This window comes from Staphylococcus sp. HMSC34C02, from assembly GCF_001838705.1.
Lineage (GTDB): Bacteria > Bacillota > Bacilli > Staphylococcales > Staphylococcaceae > Staphylococcus > Staphylococcus borealis.
The window spans coordinates 20,242-43,445 of record NZ_KV838584.1; the positions used below are offsets into that span (position 1 = coordinate 20,242).

The 23,204-nt window shown below is 34.0% G+C and carries 23 protein-coding genes and 1 riboswitch; of the genes, 18 read left to right on the forward strand and 5 right to left on the reverse strand.

Annotation, left to right across the window (positions count from 1 at the left end; translation table 11 throughout):
* Positions 1-3 precede the first annotated feature (3 nt).
* The 9 genes from purC to purD are packed head-to-tail and all read left to right on the forward strand — an operon-like array spanning position 4 to position 9,645.
* Positions 4-708 carry a phosphoribosylaminoimidazolesuccinocarboxamide synthase gene (gene purC / locus HMPREF3239_RS07085; protein WP_070855168.1) on the forward strand — a complete coding sequence of 235 codons (705 nt, stop codon included), beginning with the start codon at positions 4-6 and terminating at the stop codon, positions 706-708.
* Complete coding sequence (gene purS / locus HMPREF3239_RS07090) at positions 708-968, forward strand: phosphoribosylformylglycinamidine synthase subunit PurS (protein WP_033079949.1); 261 nt, start codon at positions 708-710, stop codon at positions 966-968. Before purC ends, purS begins: the two co-directional genes overlap by 1 nt.
* Before the next feature lies 1 nt (position 969).
* A complete protein-coding gene (purQ, locus tag HMPREF3239_RS07095) occupies positions 970-1,641 on the forward strand; it encodes a phosphoribosylformylglycinamidine synthase subunit PurQ (RefSeq protein WP_053022615.1) in 672 nt (223 codons plus the stop codon).
* The gene (purL, locus tag HMPREF3239_RS07100; protein ID WP_053022616.1) at positions 1,634-3,823 is read left to right on the forward strand and encodes a phosphoribosylformylglycinamidine synthase subunit PurL; all 2,190 of its coding nucleotides are present in this window, start codon (positions 1,634-1,636) and stop codon (positions 3,821-3,823) included. The genes purQ and purL overlap by 8 nt, the downstream gene beginning before the upstream one ends.
* The gene (gene purF / locus HMPREF3239_RS07105; protein ID WP_070855169.1) at positions 3,802-5,286 is read left to right on the forward strand and encodes an amidophosphoribosyltransferase; all 1,485 of its coding nucleotides are present in this window, start codon (positions 3,802-3,804) and stop codon (positions 5,284-5,286) included. Before purL ends, purF begins: the two co-directional genes overlap by 22 nt.
* The gene (gene purM / locus HMPREF3239_RS07110; protein WP_070855170.1) at positions 5,279-6,310 is read left to right on the forward strand and encodes a phosphoribosylformylglycinamidine cyclo-ligase; all 1,032 of its coding nucleotides are present in this window, start codon (positions 5,279-5,281) and stop codon (positions 6,308-6,310) included. Before purF ends, purM begins: the two co-directional genes overlap by 8 nt.
* Positions 6,310-6,876, forward strand: coding sequence for a phosphoribosylglycinamide formyltransferase (purN, locus tag HMPREF3239_RS07115; RefSeq protein WP_053029136.1), 567 nt, complete (start codon positions 6,310-6,312; stop codon positions 6,874-6,876). Before purM ends, purN begins: the two co-directional genes overlap by 1 nt.
* Positions 6,877-6,891: 15 nt before the next feature.
* A complete protein-coding gene (purH, locus tag HMPREF3239_RS07120; RefSeq protein WP_070855171.1) occupies positions 6,892-8,370 on the forward strand; it encodes a bifunctional phosphoribosylaminoimidazolecarboxamide formyltransferase/IMP cyclohydrolase in 1,479 nt (492 codons plus the stop codon).
* A gap of 33 nt (positions 8,371-8,403) precedes the next feature.
* A complete protein-coding gene (gene purD / locus HMPREF3239_RS07125) occupies positions 8,404-9,645 on the forward strand; it encodes a phosphoribosylamine--glycine ligase (RefSeq protein WP_070855172.1) in 1,242 nt (413 codons plus the stop codon).
* A gap of 58 nt (positions 9,646-9,703) precedes the next feature.
* Here the strand turns inward: purD and HMPREF3239_RS07130 are convergent, their stop codons facing one another.
* The 4 genes from HMPREF3239_RS07130 to graF form a co-directional block, all read right to left on the reverse strand.
* Positions 9,704-10,513, reverse strand: a complete 810-nt coding sequence (locus HMPREF3239_RS07130; protein WP_011276155.1) for an energy-coupling factor transporter transmembrane component T family protein — start codon at positions 10,511-10,513, stop codon at positions 9,704-9,706.
* Positions 10,506-11,909 carry an ABC transporter ATP-binding protein gene (locus tag HMPREF3239_RS07135; RefSeq protein WP_070855173.1) on the reverse strand — a complete coding sequence of 468 codons (1,404 nt, stop codon included), beginning with the start codon at positions 11,907-11,909 and terminating at the stop codon, positions 10,506-10,508. The genes HMPREF3239_RS07130 and HMPREF3239_RS07135 overlap by 8 nt, the downstream gene beginning before the upstream one ends.
* Positions 11,910-11,921: 12 nt before the next feature.
* Positions 11,922-12,497: an ECF transporter S component gene (locus HMPREF3239_RS07140; protein ID WP_053017839.1), complete on the reverse strand. Its 576-nt coding sequence runs from the start codon at positions 12,495-12,497 to the stop codon at positions 11,922-11,924.
* Between the two features lie 89 nt (positions 12,498-12,586).
* Positions 12,587-12,686: riboswitch (TPP riboswitch) on the reverse strand.
* Between the two features lie 244 nt (positions 12,687-12,930).
* Positions 12,931-13,050, reverse strand: a complete 120-nt coding sequence (graF, locus tag HMPREF3239_RS12540) for a glycopeptide resistance-associated protein GraF (RefSeq protein WP_141763602.1) — start codon at positions 13,048-13,050, stop codon at positions 12,931-12,933.
* Between the two features lie 149 nt (positions 13,051-13,199).
* On the opposite strand from graF, the gene auxA reads away from it, so the two are divergent.
* From auxA to ptsP, 5 genes are all read left to right on the forward strand, one after another.
* On the forward strand, positions 13,200-14,495 hold the full coding sequence (auxA, locus tag HMPREF3239_RS07145) for a lipoteichoic acid stability factor AuxA (protein WP_053019386.1): 1,296 nt from the start codon (positions 13,200-13,202) through the stop codon (positions 14,493-14,495).
* Positions 14,496-14,682: 187 nt separating this feature from the next.
* Complete coding sequence (locus tag HMPREF3239_RS07150) at positions 14,683-15,855, forward strand: class I SAM-dependent rRNA methyltransferase (RefSeq protein ID WP_053022618.1); 1,173 nt, start codon at positions 14,683-14,685, stop codon at positions 15,853-15,855.
* A 57-nt stretch (positions 15,856-15,912) separates the two neighbouring features.
* On the forward strand, positions 15,913-16,455 hold the full coding sequence (locus tag HMPREF3239_RS07155) for a hypothetical protein (protein WP_053022619.1): 543 nt from the start codon (positions 15,913-15,915) through the stop codon (positions 16,453-16,455).
* A 330-nt stretch (positions 16,456-16,785) separates the two neighbouring features.
* Positions 16,786-17,052 (forward strand): phosphocarrier protein HPr, encoded by a 267-nt coding sequence (locus tag HMPREF3239_RS07160; RefSeq protein ID WP_011276148.1) that lies wholly within the window; start codon positions 16,786-16,788, stop codon positions 17,050-17,052.
* 2 nt (positions 17,053-17,054) lie between these two features.
* Positions 17,055-18,770 (forward strand): phosphoenolpyruvate--protein phosphotransferase, encoded by a 1,716-nt coding sequence (ptsP, locus tag HMPREF3239_RS07165; protein ID WP_070855174.1) that lies wholly within the window; start codon positions 17,055-17,057, stop codon positions 18,768-18,770.
* A gap of 112 nt (positions 18,771-18,882) precedes the next feature.
* Here the strand turns inward: ptsP and HMPREF3239_RS07170 are convergent, their stop codons facing one another.
* The gene (locus HMPREF3239_RS07170) at positions 18,883-19,116 is read right to left on the reverse strand and encodes a glutaredoxin family protein (protein ID WP_053022621.1); all 234 of its coding nucleotides are present in this window, start codon (positions 19,114-19,116) and stop codon (positions 18,883-18,885) included.
* Positions 19,117-19,316: 200 nt separating this feature from the next.
* On the opposite strand from HMPREF3239_RS07170, the gene HMPREF3239_RS07175 reads away from it, so the two are divergent.
* The 4 genes from HMPREF3239_RS07175 to HMPREF3239_RS07190 all read left to right on the forward strand — a co-directional run bounded on the left by HMPREF3239_RS07175 (position 19,317) and on the right by HMPREF3239_RS07190 (position 23,020).
* Positions 19,317-20,669, forward strand: a complete 1,353-nt coding sequence (locus HMPREF3239_RS07175; RefSeq protein ID WP_070855175.1) for a cytochrome ubiquinol oxidase subunit I — start codon at positions 19,317-19,319, stop codon at positions 20,667-20,669.
* Positions 20,669-21,685, forward strand: coding sequence for a cytochrome d ubiquinol oxidase subunit II (locus tag HMPREF3239_RS07180; protein ID WP_070855176.1), 1,017 nt, complete (start codon positions 20,669-20,671; stop codon positions 21,683-21,685). The genes HMPREF3239_RS07175 and HMPREF3239_RS07180 overlap by 1 nt, the downstream gene beginning before the upstream one ends.
* Positions 21,686-21,810: 125 nt before the next feature.
* Entirely contained in the window at positions 21,811-22,470 is a 660-nt protein-coding gene (locus tag HMPREF3239_RS07185) for a potassium channel family protein (RefSeq protein WP_011276142.1), read from the forward strand.
* Between the two features lie 160 nt (positions 22,471-22,630).
* Entirely contained in the window at positions 22,631-23,020 is a 390-nt protein-coding gene (locus tag HMPREF3239_RS07190; protein ID WP_053022623.1) for a YbaN family protein, read from the forward strand.
* The last annotated feature ends 184 nt before the right edge of the window (positions 23,021-23,204 follow it).

The window sequence follows — 23,204 nt, forward strand, 5'->3', positions numbered from 1 at the left end:
TTAATGACGCTATTATATGAAGGGAAAGCGAAAAGAATTTTCTCAACAGACAAAGAAGGTCAATTGAGAGTTGAGTATAAAGATGAAGTTACGGCTGGTAATGGTGCAAAAAAAGACAAAATGGAAGGTAAAGGTCGATTAAATAATCAAATTACCGCTATAATATTCGACTATTTAGCTCAACATGGAATTAAAAGTCACTTTATTAAACAACTTTCAGAAACGGAGCAATTAGTCGAAGCAGTGACTATTATCCCATTAGAAGTGGTGGTTCGTAACATTGCAACAGGCTCAATTACCAAACGCTTAGGTTTTAATAAAGGTCATGAATTTGAAGCCCCTTTAGTTGAATTTTTCTATAAAAATGATGACTTGAACGACCCTTTAATTACAGATGATCATGTGAAACTGTTAAACATTGCGAATGATAGTGAAATTGAAACATTGAAAACGATGGCGAAAGATATCAATAAAGTATTAATAGAACTTATGAATGAAATGGATTTAAGATTGGTGGATTTCAAAATCGAATTTGGTAAGACATCTGACGGTAAAATCTTACTAGCTGATGAAATTTCTCCTGATACATGTCGTATTTGGGATAAACATTCTGACACTAACTTTGACAAAGATGTCTATCGAAATGATACAGGTTCACTTATTGACACATATACAACATTTTTAAATAAATTGGAGGAACTAAAATAATGAAAACGATTGAACTTCACATTACATTACAACCACAAGTATTAGATACGCAAGGACAAGCATTAAATCGAGCTGTACATGATTTAGGTTATAAACAAGTAAATGATATTCGAGTAGGTAAAGTGTTATACATGACGGTTGATGAAGCAACTGATGAAGCGGTTGATAATATCGTTACTACTTTAAGTGAGAAGTTATTCGCTAATACTGTAATTGAAGAATATAGTTATAAAATCGTTGATGAAAAGGAGAATGCATAAGATGAAATTTGCAGTTCTCGTATTCCCAGGATCTAATTGTGATAGAGACATGTACAATGCAGCGATTAAGACAGGTGCTGAAGCAGAATATGTTGACTATCGTGAGACATCATTGGAAGGTTACGATGGCGTACTTATTCCAGGTGGTTTTTCTTTTGGTGACTATTTACGCTCAGGCGCAATGGCAAGTGTAGCACCTATCATTAGTGAAGTGAAACGTCTAGCAAGTGAAGGTAAACCGGTTCTTGGTGTGTGTAATGGATTCCAAATTCTTACAGAAATTGGTTTATTACCAGGTGCATTGCTTCATAATGATTCTCATTTATTTATTAGCAGAAATGAAAGTCTAAAAATTGCCAATAATCAAACACCTTTTACAAATTTATATGGTGAGAATGAAATTGTCGTTTATCCGGTTGCACATGGTGAAGGTCATTATTACTGTACAGATGATATATATGATGAATTAATTGAGCATAATCAAATTATCTTAACTTATGAAGATAATCCAAATGGCTCTCATGAAAATATTGCAGGGATTGTTAATAAAGCAGGTAATGTTTGTGGTATGATGCCTCACCCAGAACGTGCGCTTGAAACAATTCTTGGAACTGATAGTGGTGTGAAATTATTTGAAGCAATGGTAAATTGTTGGAGGGAACAAAATGTCTAAGTTTATCGAACCTAGTATTGAAGAAATTAAGCTTGAAAAATTGTATCAAGATATGGGCTTAAGTGACGCGGAATATAACAAAGTGTGTGAAATATTAGGGAGAGAACCTAACTTTACAGAAGTAGGCATCTTCTCAGTTATGTGGAGTGAACATTGCTCTTATAAACACTCTAAACCATTCTTAAAGCAATTTCCGACAACAGGTGAACATGTCTTAATGGGACCTGGTGAAGGTGCAGGTGTAGTAGATATAGGAGACAACCAAGCAGTTGTGTTTAAAGTTGAATCACATAACCATCCATCTGCTATTGAACCTTATCAAGGTGCTGCAACAGGTGTAGGTGGCATCATTAGAGATATTGTATCAATTGGAGCTAGACCTATTAATTTATTAAATAGCTTGCGTTTCGGTGAATTGTCAGTGAAACAAAACCAACGTTTACTTAAAGGTGTTGTTCGTGGTATTGGCGGTTACGGTAATTGTATCGGTATTCCAACAACAGCTGGAGAAATTGAATTTGATGATCGCTATGATGGTAATCCGTTAGTCAATGCTATGTGTGTCGGTGTGATTGATCATGACATGATCCAAAAAGGAACTGCTAAAGGTGAAGGTAACTCGGTTATATATGTAGGTCTCAAAACAGGTCGTGATGGTATTCATGGTGCCACTTTTGCGTCTGAAGAGTTGACTGAAGAAAGTGAAAGTAAACGTCCGTCAGTTCAAATTGGGGATCCATTTGTAGGTAAAAAACTTATGGAAGCAACATTAGAAGCGATTACTTTCGACGAATTAGTTGGTATTCAAGATATGGGTGCCGCTGGTTTAACATCTTCATCATCAGAAATGGCAGCTAAAGGTGGCAGCGGTCTAGAATTACATTTAGATAAAGTGCCTACACGTGAACCAGGTATTTCACCTTATGAAATGATGCTTTCTGAAACGCAAGAACGAATGTTACTAGTCGTTGAAAAAGGTACTGAACAAAAATTCTTAGATTTATTTGAAAAACACGAATTAGATAGTGCGGTAATTGGTAAAGTAACGAACACTGACCGCTTCGTACTTAAATATGAAGATGAGCTATTTGCAGATATCCCTGTGCAATCTCTTGCAGATGAAGCACCGGTTTATGTGCTAGAGGGTGAAGAAAAAGAATACAACACATCAAAAAATGACTATAGTTCAATCCATGTTCAAGATGTCTTTGAAAAACTTTTAAAACACCCAACAATTGCTTCTAAACATTATTTATATGAACAATATGATCAACAAGTTGGTGCAAATACGATTATCAAACCAGGACTACAGTCATCAGTTGTTCGTGTAGAAGGTACGAATAAAGCTATTGCATCTACGATAGACGGTGAAGCACGTTACGTATTTAACCAACCGTATGAGGGCGGAAAAATGGTCGTTGCAGAAGCGTATCGTAATTTAATTGCTGTAGGTGCTACACCACTAGCTATGACAGACTGCTTAAACTATGGTTCACCAGAAAAGAAAGAAATCTATCAACAATTGATTGATTCAACGAAGGGCATGTCAGAAGCGTGTGAAGTATTAAAAACACCAGTTGTTTCAGGTAACGTTTCTCTTTATAACGAAACACGTGGCACATCCATTTTCCCAACGCCTGTCGTAGGAATGGTTGGATTAATTGAAGATATTGATTACCTTAATGACTTCCACCCTGAAGCTGGCCATAAATTGTATTTAGTTGGTGAAACAAGAGATGACTTTGGCGGTAGTCAAATTGAAAAATTATTGTACGGTAAAGTGAATCATGAATTTGAAGCGATTGATTTAAGTGATGAAGTTGCTAAAGGAGAAGCGGTTAAAAATGCGATTCGAAATGGCGTGGCTTCACACGTGCAAACAGTAGGTAAAGGTGGTTTATTAATCACTTTAGCACGCTTAAGTGCACACTACAGTTTAGGGTTAGAAGCTTCAGTTGATCTTACAGATGCACAATTGTTTAGTGAAACGCAAGGTCGATACATTATTGCTGTTAAAGAAGGTCAGACTTTAAATATTGACGATGCTATAGAAATTGGTCAATTAACAGATGTTGATGAATTTAAAGTAACGAATGCTCAAAGTTCGATTGTTGAAAAAGTCTCAGAAATTAAAGAAAGTTGGGAAGGAGCAATTGCACAATGTTTAACTACAGTGGATTAAACGAGGAATGTGGTGTATTCGGCATTTGGAATCATTCAGAAGCCGCTCAATTGACTTATATGGGACTTCACAGTTTGCAACATCGTGGTCAAGAAGGTGCAGGTATCGTTGTATCAGATGGAGAAGTTTTAAAAGGTGAACGTGGTCTTGGATTGTTAACAGAAGCAATTAAAGGTGACCAAATGGATCAACTTAAAGATGGTCACAACGCGATTGGCCATGTTCGCTATGCGACTTCAGGTAATAAAGGTATTGAAAATATACAACCATTTTTGTATCACTTTTACGATATGAGTGTTGCGATCTGCCATAATGGTAATTTAATTAATGCACAGACATTGCGTCAATATTTGGAAAAACACGGTGCGATATTCCATTCGTCATCCGACACTGAAGTGATTATGCATTTAATACGTAGAAGTAAGGCACCCACTTTTGAAGAAGCATTAAAAGAAAGTTTACGCCAAATTAAAGGTGGCTTCACCTTTGCAATTCTTACTAAAGATGCATTATATGGCGCTGTTGACCCTAATGCGATTCGTCCGTTAGTCGTTGGCAAAATGCAAGACGGTACGTACATCTTAGCTAGTGAAACATGTGCCATTGATGTATTAGGTGCAGAATATGTGCAAGACATCCATGCTGGAGAATACGTTGTGATTAACGATGAAGGTATTGAGGTTAAATCATATACAAGTCATACGAATACAGCTATATCAGCGATGGAATACATTTATTTTGCGCGACCTGATTCAACCATCGCGGGTAAAAATGTCCACGCAGTACGCAAAGCATCTGGAAAGAAATTAGCACAAGAAAGCCCTGCAGATGCAGATATGGTCATCGGTGTACCCAACTCCTCATTATCAGCGGCAAGTGGCTATGCTGAAGAAAGTCATTTACCTTATGAAATGGGCTTAGTAAAAAATCAATATGTTGCTCGCACATTTATTCAACCGACACAAGAGTTAAGGGAACAAGGTGTTCGCGTTAAATTATCAGCAGTTAAAGATATCGTAGAAGGAAAACGCATTGTTTTAGTTGACGATTCAATTGTACGTGGCACAACGAGCAAGCGTATTGTCAGAATGTTAAAAGATTCTGGAGCTAAAGAAGTGCATGTCAGAATTGCTTCACCAGAATTTATGTTTCCTAGCTTTTACGGAATTGATGTTTCAACGACTGCCGAACTTATTTCAGCAAGCAAGTCACCTGAAGAAATTTGTGATTATATCGGTGCAGACTCGCTATCTTATTTAAGTGTAGACGGTTTAATCGAGTCAATTGGGTTGGATTATGATGCACCATATAGCGGATTATGTGTAGAGAGCTTTACAGGTGACTATCCAGCAGGACTGTTTGATTATGAAGAGAAATATTATAAGAACTTAAGTCAACGTCAACAAGATTATATCAATAATCATAAACACTACTTTGATAGAGAGGGTAATATTCATGTCTAAAGCATACGAACAATCAGGTGTTGATATTCACGCAGGTTATGAAGCAGTAGAGAGAATGTCCAGTCATGTGAAACGTACGATGCGTAAAGAAGTATTAGGTGGTTTAGGTGGATTTGGTGCTACTTTTGATTTATCGCAATTAAATATGAAAGCACCCGTCTTAGTTTCTGGCACAGATGGTGTAGGGACTAAATTGAAATTGGCTATTGATCATGACAAACATGACACAATCGGTATAGATGCGGTTGCAATGTGCGTGAATGATATTTTAACTACAGGTGCGGAACCACTATACTTTTTAGATTATATTGCAACAAATAAAGTTGTCCCAGAAGTGATTGAACAAATCGTAAAAGGCGTCAGTGATGGTTGTGAAGAAACAAATACTGCACTTATTGGTGGTGAAACGGCAGAAATGGGTGAGATGTACCACGAAGGTGAGTACGATCTTGCTGGGTTTGCTGTGGGTGCAGTTGAGAAAGACGCATACATTGATGGCTCAGCGATTGAAGCTGGACAAGCCATTATTGGTTTAGCTTCAAATGGTATTCACTCTAATGGTTATAGTTTGGTACGTAAATTAATTAAAGAATCAGGGATTGATTTAAATGATGACTTTGATGGTCGTTCGTACTTAGAAACGTTTCTAGCACCAACGCAGCTATATGTAAAACCTATTCTTGCTCTAAAAAAAGCTGTTCAAATTAAAGGAATGAATCATATCACTGGTGGTGGTTTTTATGAGAATATTCCACGTGGGTTACCAGAAGGTTTAGCAGCTAACATTGATACACAAGCATTTCCAACACCAAACGTATTTAATTGGCTACAACAACAAGCCAATATAGATACTAAAGAAATGTACAATGTCTTTAATATGGGGATTGGCTTCACTGTCATAATCGATAAAAAAGATGTTGCGCAATCACTTGATATTTTAAAACAAGAGGGTATAGCTGCTTTCGAAATAGGTGAAATTATTGAAGACAAAGACACGCCTATTCATCTTGAGGGGGTAGAGTAGTGGCTAAAGTAGCAATATTTGCATCTGGTTCAGGTAGTAATTTCGAAAATATTGTATTATGCGCAGATAAAGGGGAACTCAATAATATAGAAATTACATCTTTATATACTGATCATCACGATGCATACTGCGTCAAACGTGCTGAACAATTAAAAGTAGCTGTCAATATTAATGAACCTAAAGATTTCGAATCAAAAGCAGCCTATGAACAACATGTAATTAAGTTGTTACAACGCGAAGAAGTAGAATGGATTATCCTTGCTGGCTATATGCGATTAATTGGTCCTGACTTATTAGAAGCATACGAAGGTAAAATTTTAAATATTCATCCATCATTGTTACCGAAATATAAGGGGAAAGATGCTATAGGACAAGCATTTAATAGCGGTGATAAGATTACTGGTTCAACGGTTCATTATGTAGATAGTGGCATGGATACGGGAGAAATTATTGATCAACGACAATGTGATATTAAATCGGACGATACTAAAGAAGAATTGGAAGAACGTGTTAAACAATTAGAATACGAACTTTATCCAAGTGTTATAGCTAAAGTTATTAAATAAGGAGTTAAGCTAATCATGAAAAAAGCAATTTTAAGTGTCTCAAACAAAAGTGGAATAGTGGAATTTGCTAAATCGTTAATCAAATTAGATTATGAACTTTATTCAACTGGAGGAACTAAAGGTGCTTTAGAAGATGCTTCTGTACCAGTGAAATCTGTTTCAGAGTTAACACAATTTCCCGAAATTATGGATGGCCGTGTTAAAACATTACACCCAGCGGTACATGGTGGTATTTTAGCGGATAGAGATAAACCTGAACATTTAGAACAATTATCGGAACAACATATTGATTTAATCGATATGGTGGTAGTGAATTTATATCCTTTTCAAAAAACGGTTGAAAATCCTGATGTGACTGAAGCAGAAGCAATTGAAAACATTGATATTGGCGGACCTACGATGCTACGTGCTGCAGCTAAAAACTTTAAGCATGTAACGACAATTGTACACCCATCTGATTATAATGAAGTCATCGAGCGTATAAAAGAAGATCGACTAGATGAAGCGTACCGTAAAGCATTAATGATAAAAGTATTTACACATACAAATGAATATGATCATGCTATTGTAAGCTTCTTTAAAGGAGATAGCGAACAATTAAGATATGGCGAGAACCCTCAACAATCAGCTCGCTTTGTTCGTACTTCGAATAGTAAACATACTATTGCAGGTGCTAAACAATTACATGGTAAAGCGTTAAGCTTTAATAATATTAAAGATGCGGATTCAGCACTTTCACTTGTGAAGAAGTTTAGTGAACCAGCTGCTGTTGCCGTTAAACATATGAACCCTTGTGGTGTAGGTATTGGCGACAATATTGAAATTGCGTTTAAACATGCTTATGATGCAGATAACCAATCTATTTTTGGTGGCATTATCGCATTAAATAGAACAGTGACTGCTGAATTAGCAGAAACGTTGCATGCGATATTCTTAGAGGTGGTTATCGCGCCACGATTTACAGATGAAGCTTTAGATATTCTTACGCAAAAGAAAAATATCCGATTGCTTGAAATTGATATGACGATTGATAATCGTGAAGAAGAATTTGTTTCTGTATCTGGTGGTTATTTAGTCCAAGACAAAGACAACTTTGAAGTTGCTAAAGAAGATATGAAAGTTGTAACTGACAAGGCACCTACTGACGATCAGTGGGATGCGATGCTATTAGGTTGGAAAGTAATCCCTTCTGTAAAAAGTAATGCTGTCATCTTGAGTAATACGAAACAAACGGTAGGGATTGGTGCAGGTCAAATGAATCGTGTTGGCTCTGCAAAAATTGCGTTAGAGCGTGCAATAGAAATCAATGACAATGTTGCCCTAGTTTCAGATGGTTTCTTCCCAATGGATGATACCGTTGAATTGGCTGCACAGCATGGTATTAAAGCTATTATTCAACCGGGTGGTTCAATTAAAGACCAAGATTCAATTGATATGGCGAATAAATATGGCATTGCTATGGTGACAACTGGTATGCGTCACTTCAAGCATTAATTTGTCATTTAAATAATGGAAGGGGTAATAATGATGAATGTTTTAGTTATCGGAGCGGGTGGCCGCGAACACGCTTTAGCTAATAAATTGCGTCAATCACCATTAATTGATCAATTACACGCAATTCCAGGTAATGACGCTATGGTTAATGTTGCAGAAGTGCATACAGATATTGCAGAAAGTGATCATGAAGCCATCTTAAACTTTGTTCAAGAAAAGAATATTGAATGGGTAATTGTAGGACCGGAACAACCATTAATTGATGGATTACCAGATCAATTACGACAAGCTAATGTAAAGGTATTTGGTCCAAATAAGGACGCGGCTCAAATAGAAGGGTCTAAACTATTTGCTAAACAATTAATGAAAAAATATAATATTCCAACTGCGGATTATAAAGAAGTGAATTCTAAAACAGAAGCACTCGACTATATAAAACATTGTGATTTACCTATCGTAGCTAAGAAAGATGGCTTAGCAGCTGGTAAAGGAGTTATTATCGCTGATACACGTGAAGTGGCGAAAGAAGCGGTTGAAACACTATATCCGGAAGAGCAGGGTAAAGTGGTATTTGAACAATTTTTAGAGGGTGAAGAATTCTCTTTAATGACCTTTATTAATGGTGAATATGCAGTTCCGTTTGATTGTATTGCGCAAGACCATAAACGTGCCTTTGATCATGATGAAGGACCTAATACTGGTGGTATGGGTGCATATTGTCCAGTGCCTCATATTACTGACGATGTCTTAACACGTACGAATAAAGAAATTGCACAACCCATTGCGAAAGCGATGAAAGCAGAAGGTTATGATTACTTTGGATTACTTTATATTGGTGCGATTTTAACATCTGAAGGACCCAAAGTGATTGAATTTAATGCACGCTTTGGAGACCCAGAGGCACAAGTATTGTTAAGTCGATTAGAGAGTGATTTAATGGCTCAAATCGTTGCTTTAGATCGTAAAGAACCAATTAGATTCCAATGGCAAGATGACTATGTCGTGGGCGTCATGTTAGCCTCTAAGGGTTATCCAGGAAGTTACGCTAAAGGTGCTAAAGTAACTGGGTTTGAATTGAATGATACTTATTTCGTAAGTGGTTTACGTAAAGAAGATGATGCATTTGTTACTTCAGGAGGCAGAGTGATATTAGCTCTTGGAAAAGGTGCAACAATTGAAGATGCACAGAATGTAGCTTATGACAATGTAGAAAAAATTAAGTGTGATAACCTATTTTATCGTCATGATATTGGAAATAAGGCATTGAATAAGTAAATGTAAATAATGGAGTGGGACGATGAATTCAAAAGAATTCTGTCCCACTCCGTATTTTTTATGAGGTATAACCTGATACACGAGCATCAGTAATCCCAGTGATAGGGAAGTATTGTGAAAGATAAAATGCGATGATTAATATGGCCACAACGCAAATTACAAATAAAATATCTTTATAAGAAAACGGTGCTTTATAATAATATGTTCTTGGACCATCTTTGAAGCCTTTAGATTCCATCGCAACAGACAGTTGATGCGCACGACGGATATTTTGACTTAAGATAGGTATTAATAAATGTTTTAGACGTTTAAGCCCTCTATAATTTGAAGCATCAATCATTTGATAACGCATTTTAAGCGAACGTCTCAATTGAATAAGTGATGTAAAAATGAGAGGTACCATTCTGATCGCAGCCATAAACGCATATGCAATTTTAGGTTTTACTTTTAAATGTTGCATTAGGCTATAAAAAATCATGACAATTTCGGACGTGAGGGCCAATAAAATACCAAACATTGACACTGTAATTGTACGTAATGATAAATGCAAGCCACGTACAATACTTTCAGTACTAATTTGAATAATGCCCCATTTAAATAACATATGTGTACCATCACCATAAAGGATCATAAATAATGACGATAATAGCGCAAATAGCACAGTGGCTAAAATAAAGGCTCCGGTAATTTTAAACTGCGTACCATTAAATGCCATTAAAAATAAAAACATAATAATGGTAATGTAAATCATATAATCAAAATTATGGACAAATATAATGAAAATGAATAGCGCTACACCAAGTAAAAGTTTCGTAATGATATTAACGTCATCTACAAAGGAATAGTGTTTCTTCCAACGTTCAAACATGTGATTCACCTTCCTCTTCAATGAGTTGGTTATCTTCGACGATTAAACGACGTGTTGGATAGCGATGAATGATTTCCGGATCGTGTGTAACCATAATGATGGTTTGACCACTAGAGACGCTTTCTTGGAAAAGTTCAATCAATTGGAATGTATTGTGACTATCCAGTCCGAATGTTGGTTCATCTAGCAAGATGATATCGGCTTTTGAACTTAGTGCAGTAGCTACGCTAAGACGTCGTTTCTGACCCATAGATAATTCAAATGGATGTTGGTTTTTAACGGCTTCTAAATGCAATAATTTTAAAAGTTTCATCGTTTCATTTTCAGCGATTGAAGGTTCTTGATGATTATAATGAATATATATTTCTTCATAAACAGAATTTGTTATAAATTGTAATTCAGGGTTTTGATAAACGAGATACATATGCTTGGCTGCATCTTTTATTTTCTTCAATATTGTATTCTTGTAAGCCATCGTGCCTTCATATTTTATAAGTTGCATCATTGATTCTAACAGCGTTGTTTTACCTGTACCATTTTTCCCAGTTATCGTAATCCATTCTCCAGAATGAACATTTAATTCGGATGTCTGGAATAATTGTTTTTTACCACGAATAACTTGACCATTCTTAAAAGTAAATAATGTTTCAGCTTTATTAGCTGGAAATGTCATCGGCTTTGGCGCATGATCCCAAGCATGAGGATGCCAAACGCCAAATTCAGTGAGTAAATGCTCACAGTTATTTAATATGTAATCCGGTGTGCCATCTGCTATGATTTGCCCTTCATAATTCAATAAGATGACTCTATCGACATGCTCCCAAATATGTTCAACTTTGTGTTCGACAATAAGCACAGTTTGATCAGACCATAACTGAATAAGTCGTTGCCATAAATCAGCTGTAGCATCTACATCTAACATGGCAGTAGGCTCATCTAAGAAAAGCGTATTAGCTTCTTGTAAAATAGTTTCAACAATAGCGAGCTTTTGTTTCATACCGCCACTAAGATGATTGACGAATGTATTGTCCGTAACATTTAAATCAACCGATGCTAAAGCATTCTCTATAAGTGCGTCCATTTCATTGCGTGGTACTTGTTTATTTTCTAGAACGAAAGCAAGTTCTTCATACACTTTAGGCATACAAAACTGCGTATCTGGATCTTGAAAGATGACACCGGAATGTGGATCGATTTCAAGTTCATCATATTTCATAGGTAACTCAATTAAATTTGGCACAATGCCACTTAAAACATTAAGTAATGTGCTTTTACCAGATCCTGAAGGACCTAGTAAAAGCACTTTTTCTTTATCTTTAATTTCAATATTCAAATTATCGAAGATTTTACGTTCGCCATTCGGATATTTCAGACGTAAATTTTTCGCTTTTAACACTTTAATTTCCCCTTATAGGTTGTCGTAGTCTTTTTGAGAAGCAGGGCGGAATAATTTCGTCACACCTGTTTGATCTAATGCTTTAACAATGAGATAAGATAATAAGCCGGCAATGACAATACCGCTAATAGAACGGAATATAATGAATAAAAGAAGATTCCATCCTGCGACTTCAGCTAAATAACCGTAATAATAATCAACTGGAAATGAAATTAATGCAGTTGCTAATCCAGCTAATACAGCAACCATTAATGATCTAGATTTGTATTTAAAAATAGCAAAAATAATTTCACAAGCTAAACCTTGAAGAATTGCATATACAATTGTAGGAATATCAAATTTACCCATAACAATTGTTTCACCAGCACCTGCAGCAAACTCTGCAATAAGTGCAATACCAGGTTTAGGAATAATTAAATATGCGACGATAGCTGCCATAAACCAAACGCCGTATGTTAATTGTTCAATATGAACACCGGCAACTTGCGCCACGTTATACGCAAACCACCATAAGTTATAAATTATCGCAAATACTACTGCAATCAGAACAGTTACAAGGATTTCTGAAAGCTTTAAACCTTTTGACATGATATTTCCTCCTAAAAAAACGCACAACCATCCGTAGAAAGTTGTGCGTGAATTTAAATAAAAAGTTTTATATGTATTTACTACAATTATTTATATTAGCAACACTTTCCTACGCTAGTTTTAACTAGTTCAGGTTCAAAGGGTTCGAGGTAAAACCTCATCTCAGTATACACACCCCTAGTGCGTTTTATATTTAATTTATTTTAAATGTATGACTTTTATGAATTAATGTCAAGGCGATTTTAATTAAATTAAATAAAATGAGAGAAAAATCGATATTCATAATGAATGAAACATTATGAATTGATGGCCTTAAATACCATTAAAAATGAAAAGAACTGAGAAGCGCATGAAATATTGCGCCATCTCAGTTCGGTTAGCTACGCAAATGAATGAGTGAAGCTGTAGCCTTTATAAATAATTGCTTTAGTTATTAATCTAAAGTGTTTTGAACATCTTTTTTAGTTTGTTCGATGTCATCAGTTTTTTCTTCTTTTTGTTCTTTTAATTTTTCTTCTACTTCTTTTGCTTTTTTAGCATCTTCGTTTGTCATAATGAACACTCCTTGTTAGATTAATGTTTACAATTTAAGTTTACCCATATAAAACTAGGATAAACTTATATAGGTCTCAAGATGTATTTTATTGTTTAATAAAGACAAGATTAACATCTTACTATATAATGAATTTTGAGGTGAACAGTATGTCTTTTCTTAAGAAACACACCGAGATTATTTTTAGTTATATTGTCGGTATCGTTTCACTCTTCACGGGTCTCATAATACTTATAAATTTACCTTTAATTAATCAATTAAAGGATAAAGATAAAGTTGAATTAAAAATTCATAATTTATGGGATTTCCTTAATGCATTCTTCAGTGAAATTATTAGAGTGATGAGTAGGTTCATAGGCAACTTTCCTATTATTAGTGCAGTCATAATTATTCTGTTTGGTATTCTTGTAATGCTTATTGGTTATGCATTATATAGAACTACGAAATATGATTACGACATCTCAATTTTCTTTTTAATTATTGGGATTTTATACTTCCTCATTTCAATTACTTTAATGACTCAAGTATATAGTTTTTGGGCAATTATTTTTATTATTCCTTTTATTATTCACACAGGCTACATTGTATATAAAGATGAACTTAATGTTGCTAATAGAAAAAATCATTACTTATGGATTATTTTTTCTTACGGAATAAGTTATTTAATTACTCAAATTTCTTTATACGGCAAAATTGATGCCAATGAAATTGCACCAATAGATATATTAAGTGTAAATACATTTTTCTTAGTAATGTGGTTATTAGCGCAAGCTTCAATTTGGAATTTCTTATTCTTAAGAAGATCCTTACCATTGACTAAAGAAGAATTGGGAGAAGAAGAACCTGAATTATCAAGAACAAGTAAAGGAAATGTTTCGAATCAGTCTAAAGTTCATTTTAAACAGCTTCAAGATAAAACATCAGAATATGCACGTAAGACGAGAAGAAGTGTCGATTTAGAAAAAATCAGATCAAAACGTGATAAATTTAAGAATAAATTCAAAAATGTATTTAATATTGAAGAAGATGATATTCCTAATTGGATGAGACGTCCGAAATGGATTAAACCAGCGTATGTAGAAATATTCTGTGGTTTCATTTTATTCCTATTTACATTTATTGAATTTAATAACAGAAATGCTTTATTTGTATCAGGTGAATGGGAACTATCCCAAACACAATATGTTGTTGAATGGGTAACTTTATTATTATTAATGCTAGTTATTATCACTTATATTGCAACGACATTTACACATTTCTTAAGAGGTAAATATTATTATTTACAACTCTTTATGGTTAGTATTCTATTCTTTAAATTGTTAACTGAATTTGTAAACATTATGATTCATGGATTATTATTATCGATCTTTATAACTCCAACGTTAATCTTAATGTTGATAGCGGTTATTATCGCATTTACGTTACAATTGAGAGAAAGACCTTAATGCGTTTAATTTTGATAAGGTGGTAACGTGAAATCTATGGTGACAAAATAGACTTCAAGTTCCGCCTTTTTTGTTTAATGTTGTTTTGTGTAATGATAATTTTATATTTGTTAAACTAGTGTTGAACGATAACGAGAGTGTTGTATAAAATTCAAACTTAAAACAATCTAAATAGGAGCGTTTGAAAATGAAAATAGCCACATTAAATAGAGGTAAAGAAACAAAGTATTTAAATCACTATCCGCTAGTAGATGAAGCGGATATTTATAACAATGATCATTTAAAAGAAGGCGACTTATTTTACATTATGAATGGTCAAGAACAGTACATTGCAACCGCATATGTTGGACGCCAACATAAGGGACTTGGCTGGATATTAAGCTACGATCAAAATGAAACAATTAATACATCTTTTTTCGAAAAAAGATTTGAAATTGCATTACAAGAACGTGACTATTATTATCATATCGAAGGTACTAATGCGTTTAGATTATTTAATGCAGAAGGCGATGGCGTTGGTGGTTTAACGATTGATAACTACGATGGCCATTTATTGATTCAATGGTACTCAAAAGGAATATATAAATTCCGCTATAATGTCATTGAAGCGATTCAGAAAGTATTTCCATTTAAGTCAATTTTTGAAAAAATGCGTTTTAAAGATTCGGAATATACAGGTGGACATGTATTAGGAGAGACGCCTGAATTTCCAATAGTTATAGAGGAAAATTTCACATTTTATAATGTAGATTTAGATGATGGCTTGATGACAGGCATTTTCCTAGATCAAAAAGAAGTAAGAAAGAAATTACGAGACCACTTTGCAAAAGATAAGCATATACTTAATTTATTTAGTTATACTGGTGCATTTTCGGTTGTAGCTGCTAAAAATGCGACTACAACAACAAGTGTGGATTTAGCCAATCGTTCACGTAGTTTAACGGAAGAAAACTTTGGTTTAAATGGTATTGATCCTAAAAGCCAGTATATTTATGTAATGGATACATTTGATTTTTACAATTATGCTGCGCGACACGGCAAAGTATACGATACGATTGTAATTGATCCACCAAGTTTCGCTCGTAATAAGAAGAAGACATTTTCGGTACAAAAGAATTACGATGATTTAATTAATGGTGCATTAAATATACTTGCTCCGAATGGTTCTCTATTATTATGTACAAATTCAAGTGCTTTTTCATTGAAAGCCTTTAAAAATGTTATTAAAACTACGCTTAATGAAGCAGATGTAGCATATGATATTGAGGAAGTTATGGGGTTACCTAAGGATTTTAAAACGCACCCACACTATAAGCCGTCAAAATATTTAAAAGCTGTATTTATTAATATCAAGCATTAAATCATTAAAAATGGGTATACATGGTTAATGAATGATTTAAGAAAGGTGTGTCTTTAAATGGGCATTATGAATAAATTTACAAGTGGCGTTACAAATAAAGTTGGGAACAAAGTTTTAAATATTGAAGAAATTAAAGAAAAAAGTAACTTACCGACTACTAAAGAAGAATTAGCTGAACGCAGAGCAAAAGCGGAAACAATTGTGAAGAAAAAATCATTATTATCATCAAGCATGAGTATTGTGCCAATTCCTGGACTAGACTTTGGCGTAGATATTAAATTAATGCGAGACATTATTGAAGATGTTAATAAAATTTATGGCCTAGATCATAAACAAGTGAATACGCTTGGGGATGATGTGAAAGAACGAATTTTAGCAGCAGCAGCAATTCAAGGTAGTTCATTTATTGGTAAAAAAGTATCAAGTGCTGTGTTAAAAGTGGTTATTAGAGACATGGCAAAACGTGCTGCAGCGAAACAAACGAAATGGTTCCCTGTTGTTGGACAAGCTGTTTCAGCATCAATCAGTTACTACTTCATGAACAAACTTGGGCGCGAACATATCGAAAAATGTGAAAAAGTGCTTCATGATATTATTTAAAATGAAAATGTTGTAGTATAATTGGAGTAAGCTTAATGATAAAGGCTAAATAGTTATCATACGAATTTGTCTTAAATTATAATTTAAACCAAAGTTGTGACAGTGATTTTAATTTGTGCTGTTATGCATACGATAAGTAAAAATATTGAAGGTTAAAATCGACTTTTTACAATTTGAAACACTTGTTTATTTCTATAAAAACCAATTATAATAGTATTTCAATCCTATTAGAATTGAATTTAGTAATATATTTTGGTAGTGTTATGGTATAAAATTATGTTAGATTATGACAAATTTGAATATTCTAACTTTGCGAAGGAGAAATAGATTATGGAACAAAAATCTTATGTAATTATCGATGAAACAGGTATTCATGCACGCCCTGCAACTATGTTAGTTCAAACTGCATCAAAATTTGATTCAGATATTCAATTAGAATATAACGGTAAAAAAGTTAACTTAAAATCAATCATGGGTGTTATGAGTTTAGGTGTAGGTAAAGATGCTGAAATCACTATCTACGCTGATGGAAGCGATGAAGCAGACGCAATTCAAGCAATCAGTGATGTCTTATCTAAAGAAGGTTTAACTGAATAATTATGTCAAAATTAATTAATGGTATTGCGGCATCAGATGGTGTCGCAATTGCTAAAGCTTATTTATTAGTAGAACCTGATTTATCATTCACTAATGAAAAAGTTACAGATACTGATGCTGAAATTCGAAAATTCAGAAATGCGTTAGAAGCTTCTAAAATTGAATTAACTAAAATTAGAAATAATGCTGAAAAGCAATTAGGTCCTGATAAAGCTGCAATTTTTGATGCGCATTTATTAGTACTTGATGATCCTGAGTTAATTCAACCAATCGAAGATAAAATTGCGAATGAAAAAGTAAGTGCTCCAGAAGCCCTTGATGAAGTTACTTCACAATTTATTACAATCTTCGAATCTATGGATAATGAATACATGAGAGAACGTGCTGCAGACATTAGAGACGTGTCAAAACGTGTGTTAGCACATCTTTTAGGTGTTGAATTACCAAACCCAAGTATGATTGATGAAAGTGTTGTTATCGTTGGAAATGACTTAACACCTTCAGATACAGCACAATTAAATAAAGAATTTGTTCAAGGTTTCGTTACAAATATTGGTGGTCGTACAAGCCATTCAGCAATTATGAGTCGCTCATTAGAAATTGCTGCAGTTGTAGGTACGAAATCAATTACTAAAGAAGTTAAACAAGGCGATATGGTTATCGTTGATGGTATCACTGGTGACGTTATTGTTGACCCAACAGAAGATGAGTTAATTGCTTATCAAAACAAACGTGAACGTTTCTTTGAAGATAAAAAAGAATTACAAAAATTACGTGATGCTGAAACAGTAACCATCGACGGAGAACATGCAGAATTAGCTGCAAATATCGGTACACCTGATGACTTATATGGTGTAATGGAAAATGGCGCTGAAGGAATCGGATTATATAGAACTGAATTCCTTTATATGGGTAGAGATCAAATGCCAACAGAAGATGAGCAATTTGAAGCCTATAAAAAAGTGCTTGAAACAATGAAAGATAAACGTGTTGTAGTTCGTACGTTAGATATTGGTGGCGATAAAGAACTACCATATTTAAATTTACCTAAAGAAATGAATCCATTCTTAGGTTACAGAGCAATCCGTTTATGCTTAGATCAACAAGATATTTTTAGAACGCAATTACGTGCATTATTACGTGCTTCAGTATATGGTAAATTAAACATTATGTTCCCAATGGTCGCTACAATCAATGAATTCCGTGATGCGAAAGCGATTCTTTTAGAAGAAAAAGAAAATCTTAAAAATGATGGTCATGATGTCTCTGATGACATTGAACTAGGCATCATGGTTGAGATTCCATCTACAGCTGCATTAGCTGATATCTTTGCTAAAGAAGTTGATTTCTTCAGTATTGGTACGAATGATTTAATTCAATATACTATGGCAGCTGACCGTATGTCAGAACGCGTTTCTTACTTATATCAACCATACAACCCAGCTATTTTACGCTTAATTAAGCAAGTTATTGAAGCTTCTCATAAAGAAGGTAAATGGACTGGTATGTGTGGTGAAATGGCTGGAGATGAAACAGCGATTCCATTATTACTAGGTTTAGGCTTAGATGAGTTCTCAATGAGTGCGACATCTATTTTAAAAGCTAGAAGACAAATCAATGGTTTAAGTAAAAATGAAATGTCTGAATTAGCTAACCGTGCAATTAATTGTGCTACTCAAGAAGAAGTAAAAGATTTAGTTAATCATATTTCTAAATAATAATATATAGATTAAACACCTTAACTGACGTTAAGGTGTTTTTTTACAATAAAGAACCTAGCAACTAAATCATTTCATTTAGTGCTAGGTCTGTATCGTTAATATGATTATGCTATGAACTAATATGACATGCAGCATTAATCTTATCTAAGTCCACTTGATACATTGGTTCGCCATCTAAGAGAATAAATGGTGTAGCGAACGCATCATAATCCATCATTTCAGCGCGATATTGTTGATTCGCAATGTTCTTTTCAATATAACCGACCTTGTGTTCAGTAAGATAATTTTTTACAAATGTACAAGGGGGACAATCATTTTGAGTAAAAATAACGATGTTTGGCAATCGAGCTCACTCCTATCGAGTTATTATCATGAAAAATACTATATATAATTTTGGAAAGAAATGCAAACTGTGAAAATTATGTGAATTTCATAAAAAAATCTTCCTTAAATTTAAGCAAAAGGATTTAGTTAGAAAATAGAACATAATATAATTTATATTAATTGCTTTTTAAAAATAGATATAGAAAAGGTGATAAAATTATGGATTCCGTTGAAATTAGTCGTTTCCTAACTGGTATGACATTAGCAGTACATATCATCTTTGCGACGATAGGTGTTGGTATGCCACTTATGTTCGCAATTGCAGAATTTTTAGGAATCAAAAACAAGGATCCTAAATATATAGCATTAGCCAAGCGTTGGTCGAAAGGTTATACCATTACTGTTGCTGTCGGTGTTGTAACAGGTACAATTATCGGTTTACAATTATCATTAATTTGGCCAACATTTATGAAAATGGGTGGGCATGTCATTGCTTTACCACTATTTATGGAGACATTTGCGTTCTTCTTTGAAGCGATATTCTTAAGTATTTATTTATATACATGGGATCGTTTCAAAAATAAATGGACACACTTCATTATTAGCATCCCAGTTATTATCGGTGGTTCATTCTCTGCGTTCTTTATTACATCAGTGAACTCATTCATGAATACACCAGCAGGATTTGAAATGAAGGACGGCAAAATGGTTAATGTACAACCACTTGAAGCAATGTTCAATCCTTCATTCCTAGTAAGAGCGTTCCATGTGGTAGCTACTGCAGGTATGACAATGGCGTTTGTTCTAGCATCTATTGCAGCATTTAAACTATTGAAAAACAAATATAATAAAGATGCAGAATATCATAAAAAAGCTTTAAAAATGACTATGATTGTTGGATTCTTATCAACATTATTGTCAATGTTAGCGGGAGACTTATCAGCTAAATTCTTACACCAAGCGCAACCTGAGAAATTAGCGGCTTACGAGTGGCACTTTGATACGCAATCGAAAGCGGATTTAGTATTCTTCGGTGTATTAAACGAGAAGACTCAAGAAGTTGAAGGTGCTATCAAAATACCAGGTATGCTGAGTTTCTTAGCGGATAATAATGTAAACACTAAAGTAGAGGGACTCAATGATTTTCCGAAAAATGAACTACCTCCATTAATTGTCCATTACTTCTTTGATTTAATGGTAACTATGGGTGTATTATGCTTTGTTATTTCAGGTGCTTTTATTTTAACTTTAATCATTAAGAAACTACGTAAATTCGTTACGCATAAAGGTATGTTATACGCGATTCTTCTTACTGGGCCAGCTTCTATGTTAGCTATCGAATTTGGATGGTTTTTAACTGAGATTGGGCGTCAACCATGGATAGTTAGAGGATATATGCGTGTGAGTGAAGCTGCTACGCAAGCAGGGGGAATAACATTAGTTACTATACTATTTGGATTACTCTACTTAGTATTACTCTTTACATCAGCATATGTACTCATTCGTATGTTCAAAGATAAACCTGCCCAAGATGATGTAGATAAAGTCATCGAAAAAGGAGGTCATGCTTAATGGATTACACTACAATAGGTATTACCGTACTTTGGACGTTCTTATTTTTATATATCATTGTTGCTTCAATTGACTTTGGTGCGGGTTTCTTTACTTTACAGACTAAATTAACTGGAGAAGAGAAAAAGATTAACCACTTAGTTGAACGATACTTAAATCCAGTATGGGAAGTTACAAATGTATTCTTCGTGTTCTTCTTTGTTGGATTTGTAGGATTTTTCCCTGATTCAGCATTATATTTTGGTACTGTGTTGCTAGTACCTGGTTCTATTGCGCTTATTCTGATTTCTATTCGAGGAAGTTTCTACGCATTTGAACATTATGGTCAAGACACTAAATTGCCATGGATAGTTATGTATGGTTTAACAGGTTTGTTAATTCCAGCATCATTAGCAACGGTATTAACAATATCTGAAGGTGGCTACATCAATGAACGTGGTTCACATTTTGATTTAGATTGGTTCCAATTACTACTTAGTCCATTTGCTTGGTCAGTCGTCTTTTTAGCAATCATTAGTGTATTGTATATATCTTCAGGATTTTTAACATACTATGCATCGAAAGCTAAAGATGAAGTGGCATATAAATATATGAGACAATGGTTTATTTTCTGGGGACCTCCTATGATTATTATTTCACTATTTGTTTTCTTATCGTTGAGAATTCAAAATGCAGATCATTTCAATAATGCAGTACAACATTACTGGTGGATGTTTGCATTAAGCTTCATTTGTTTCATTGTAGCGGGTATTTTGAACTTCATTAAGAAATATCATGGTCTAGCATTTATAATGGTGATACTCCAAATGGCATTTGCATTTTATGGATATGGCATAAGTAAATTACCTTATTTATTATATCCATTTATTAAGGTAAGTGATTCAGGTGTTAATGATTCAATGGGATTAGCACTTGTGATTGTATTTATTTTAGGTTTACTTTTATTAGTTCCATCGTTAATATTATTATTGAGATTATTTGTATTCGATAAAGAATATGTAGAAGGTAAAAAATAATTATAATAATAGAAGGGGGCTGAGATAATGAACATCAATGTATATTAACTTTATGAAGTATAATATACATGATGTCATTTATCTCAGCCTTTGCCTTATTTTTAAGAGATAGGGGTAGCCGTTCAATGGAGAAAGAATATGTTGTTATTGGGTTAGGTCGCTTTGGTGGAAGTATAGTAAGAGAGTTAAATGCGTTAGATATGGATGTTATGGCAATTGATAGAGACGAGGCACGTGTTAATGAATATAGTGACATTGCAACGCACGCAGTCGTAGCTGATACGACAGATGAAGCTGTGATGAAAAGTTTAGGTATTCGTAACTTTGATCATGTTATCGTAGCAATTGGTGAAAATATACAATCTAGTACATTAACTACGCTTATTCTTAAAGAATTAGGTGTTAAAAAAGTTACAGCAAAAGCTCAAAATGATTATCATGCTAAAATATTAAATAAAATTGGTGCAGATACAGTTGTCCATCCTGAGAGAGATATGGGACGTCGAATTGCGCATAATGTAGCAAGCGCTAGTGTTTTAGACTACCTTGAATTAGCAGATGAACACTCACTAGTTGAATTAAAAGCAAGTGAAAAAATGACAGGACAATCAATTATCGATTTAGATATTCGTGCGCAATTTGGAATCAATATTATTGCGATTAAACGTGGTAAAGAAATTGTTGTATCCCCAGACCCTTCGATGAACATCGAATTTGGAGATATATTGATTATGATAGGTCATGATAATGATTTAAATCGTTTTGAAAAGAAAATTGTAAGATAAAGTTTGCATCACAATTATTAAAGGACTTCGAATCATAGACATAAGATTGATTGACGATTTGGTAACTTTAATACTTGTGATGTTTTTATAATAACTAGAGGGAATGTAAGTGGAAAATATCTAGTTTCAAAAATGGGATATGGAGTGATGATACAAGTAAATGAGATATGTATTAATAGCATTAGGTATATTATTTACTGTAATAGCTTTTATAGGTGCAGTGTTACCATTATTACCGACAACACCGTTTTTAATTTTAGCAGTCATATGTTTTACGAATAGTTCCAAAAAGTTCAAAGTATGGCTTGAAAGCACTCAAATTTATAAAGATTACGTTGAGAATCTTAAAAAGTATAAAGGTTATACGATGAAAGAAAAAATAAGAATACTTATAAGTTTATATATAGTAGTTGGTTTTTCTATTTTTATGATTTCAAACTTATATATTCGAATTGGGTTAGTCATTATGGTAATCATTCAAACGATTGTGTTATTTACATTTGTTAAGACATTACCAGCGAATTTTAATCAAGACAAAGGATCATCATAGTTATCGTAATCAGGAAGAGGTTGGGACATCATTCCTAGCAAAAATGCCAGTAAATGCGTTTGTTAAAACGCATTTACTGGTTTCTTTCGTTACAATACTTGATATTGTTGGCTCGCTACCTTAGGGGACAGCTTCAGCCTGTAGTCCTTTTAAAGAAATGCTTAGATGAACATTTACTCATTCT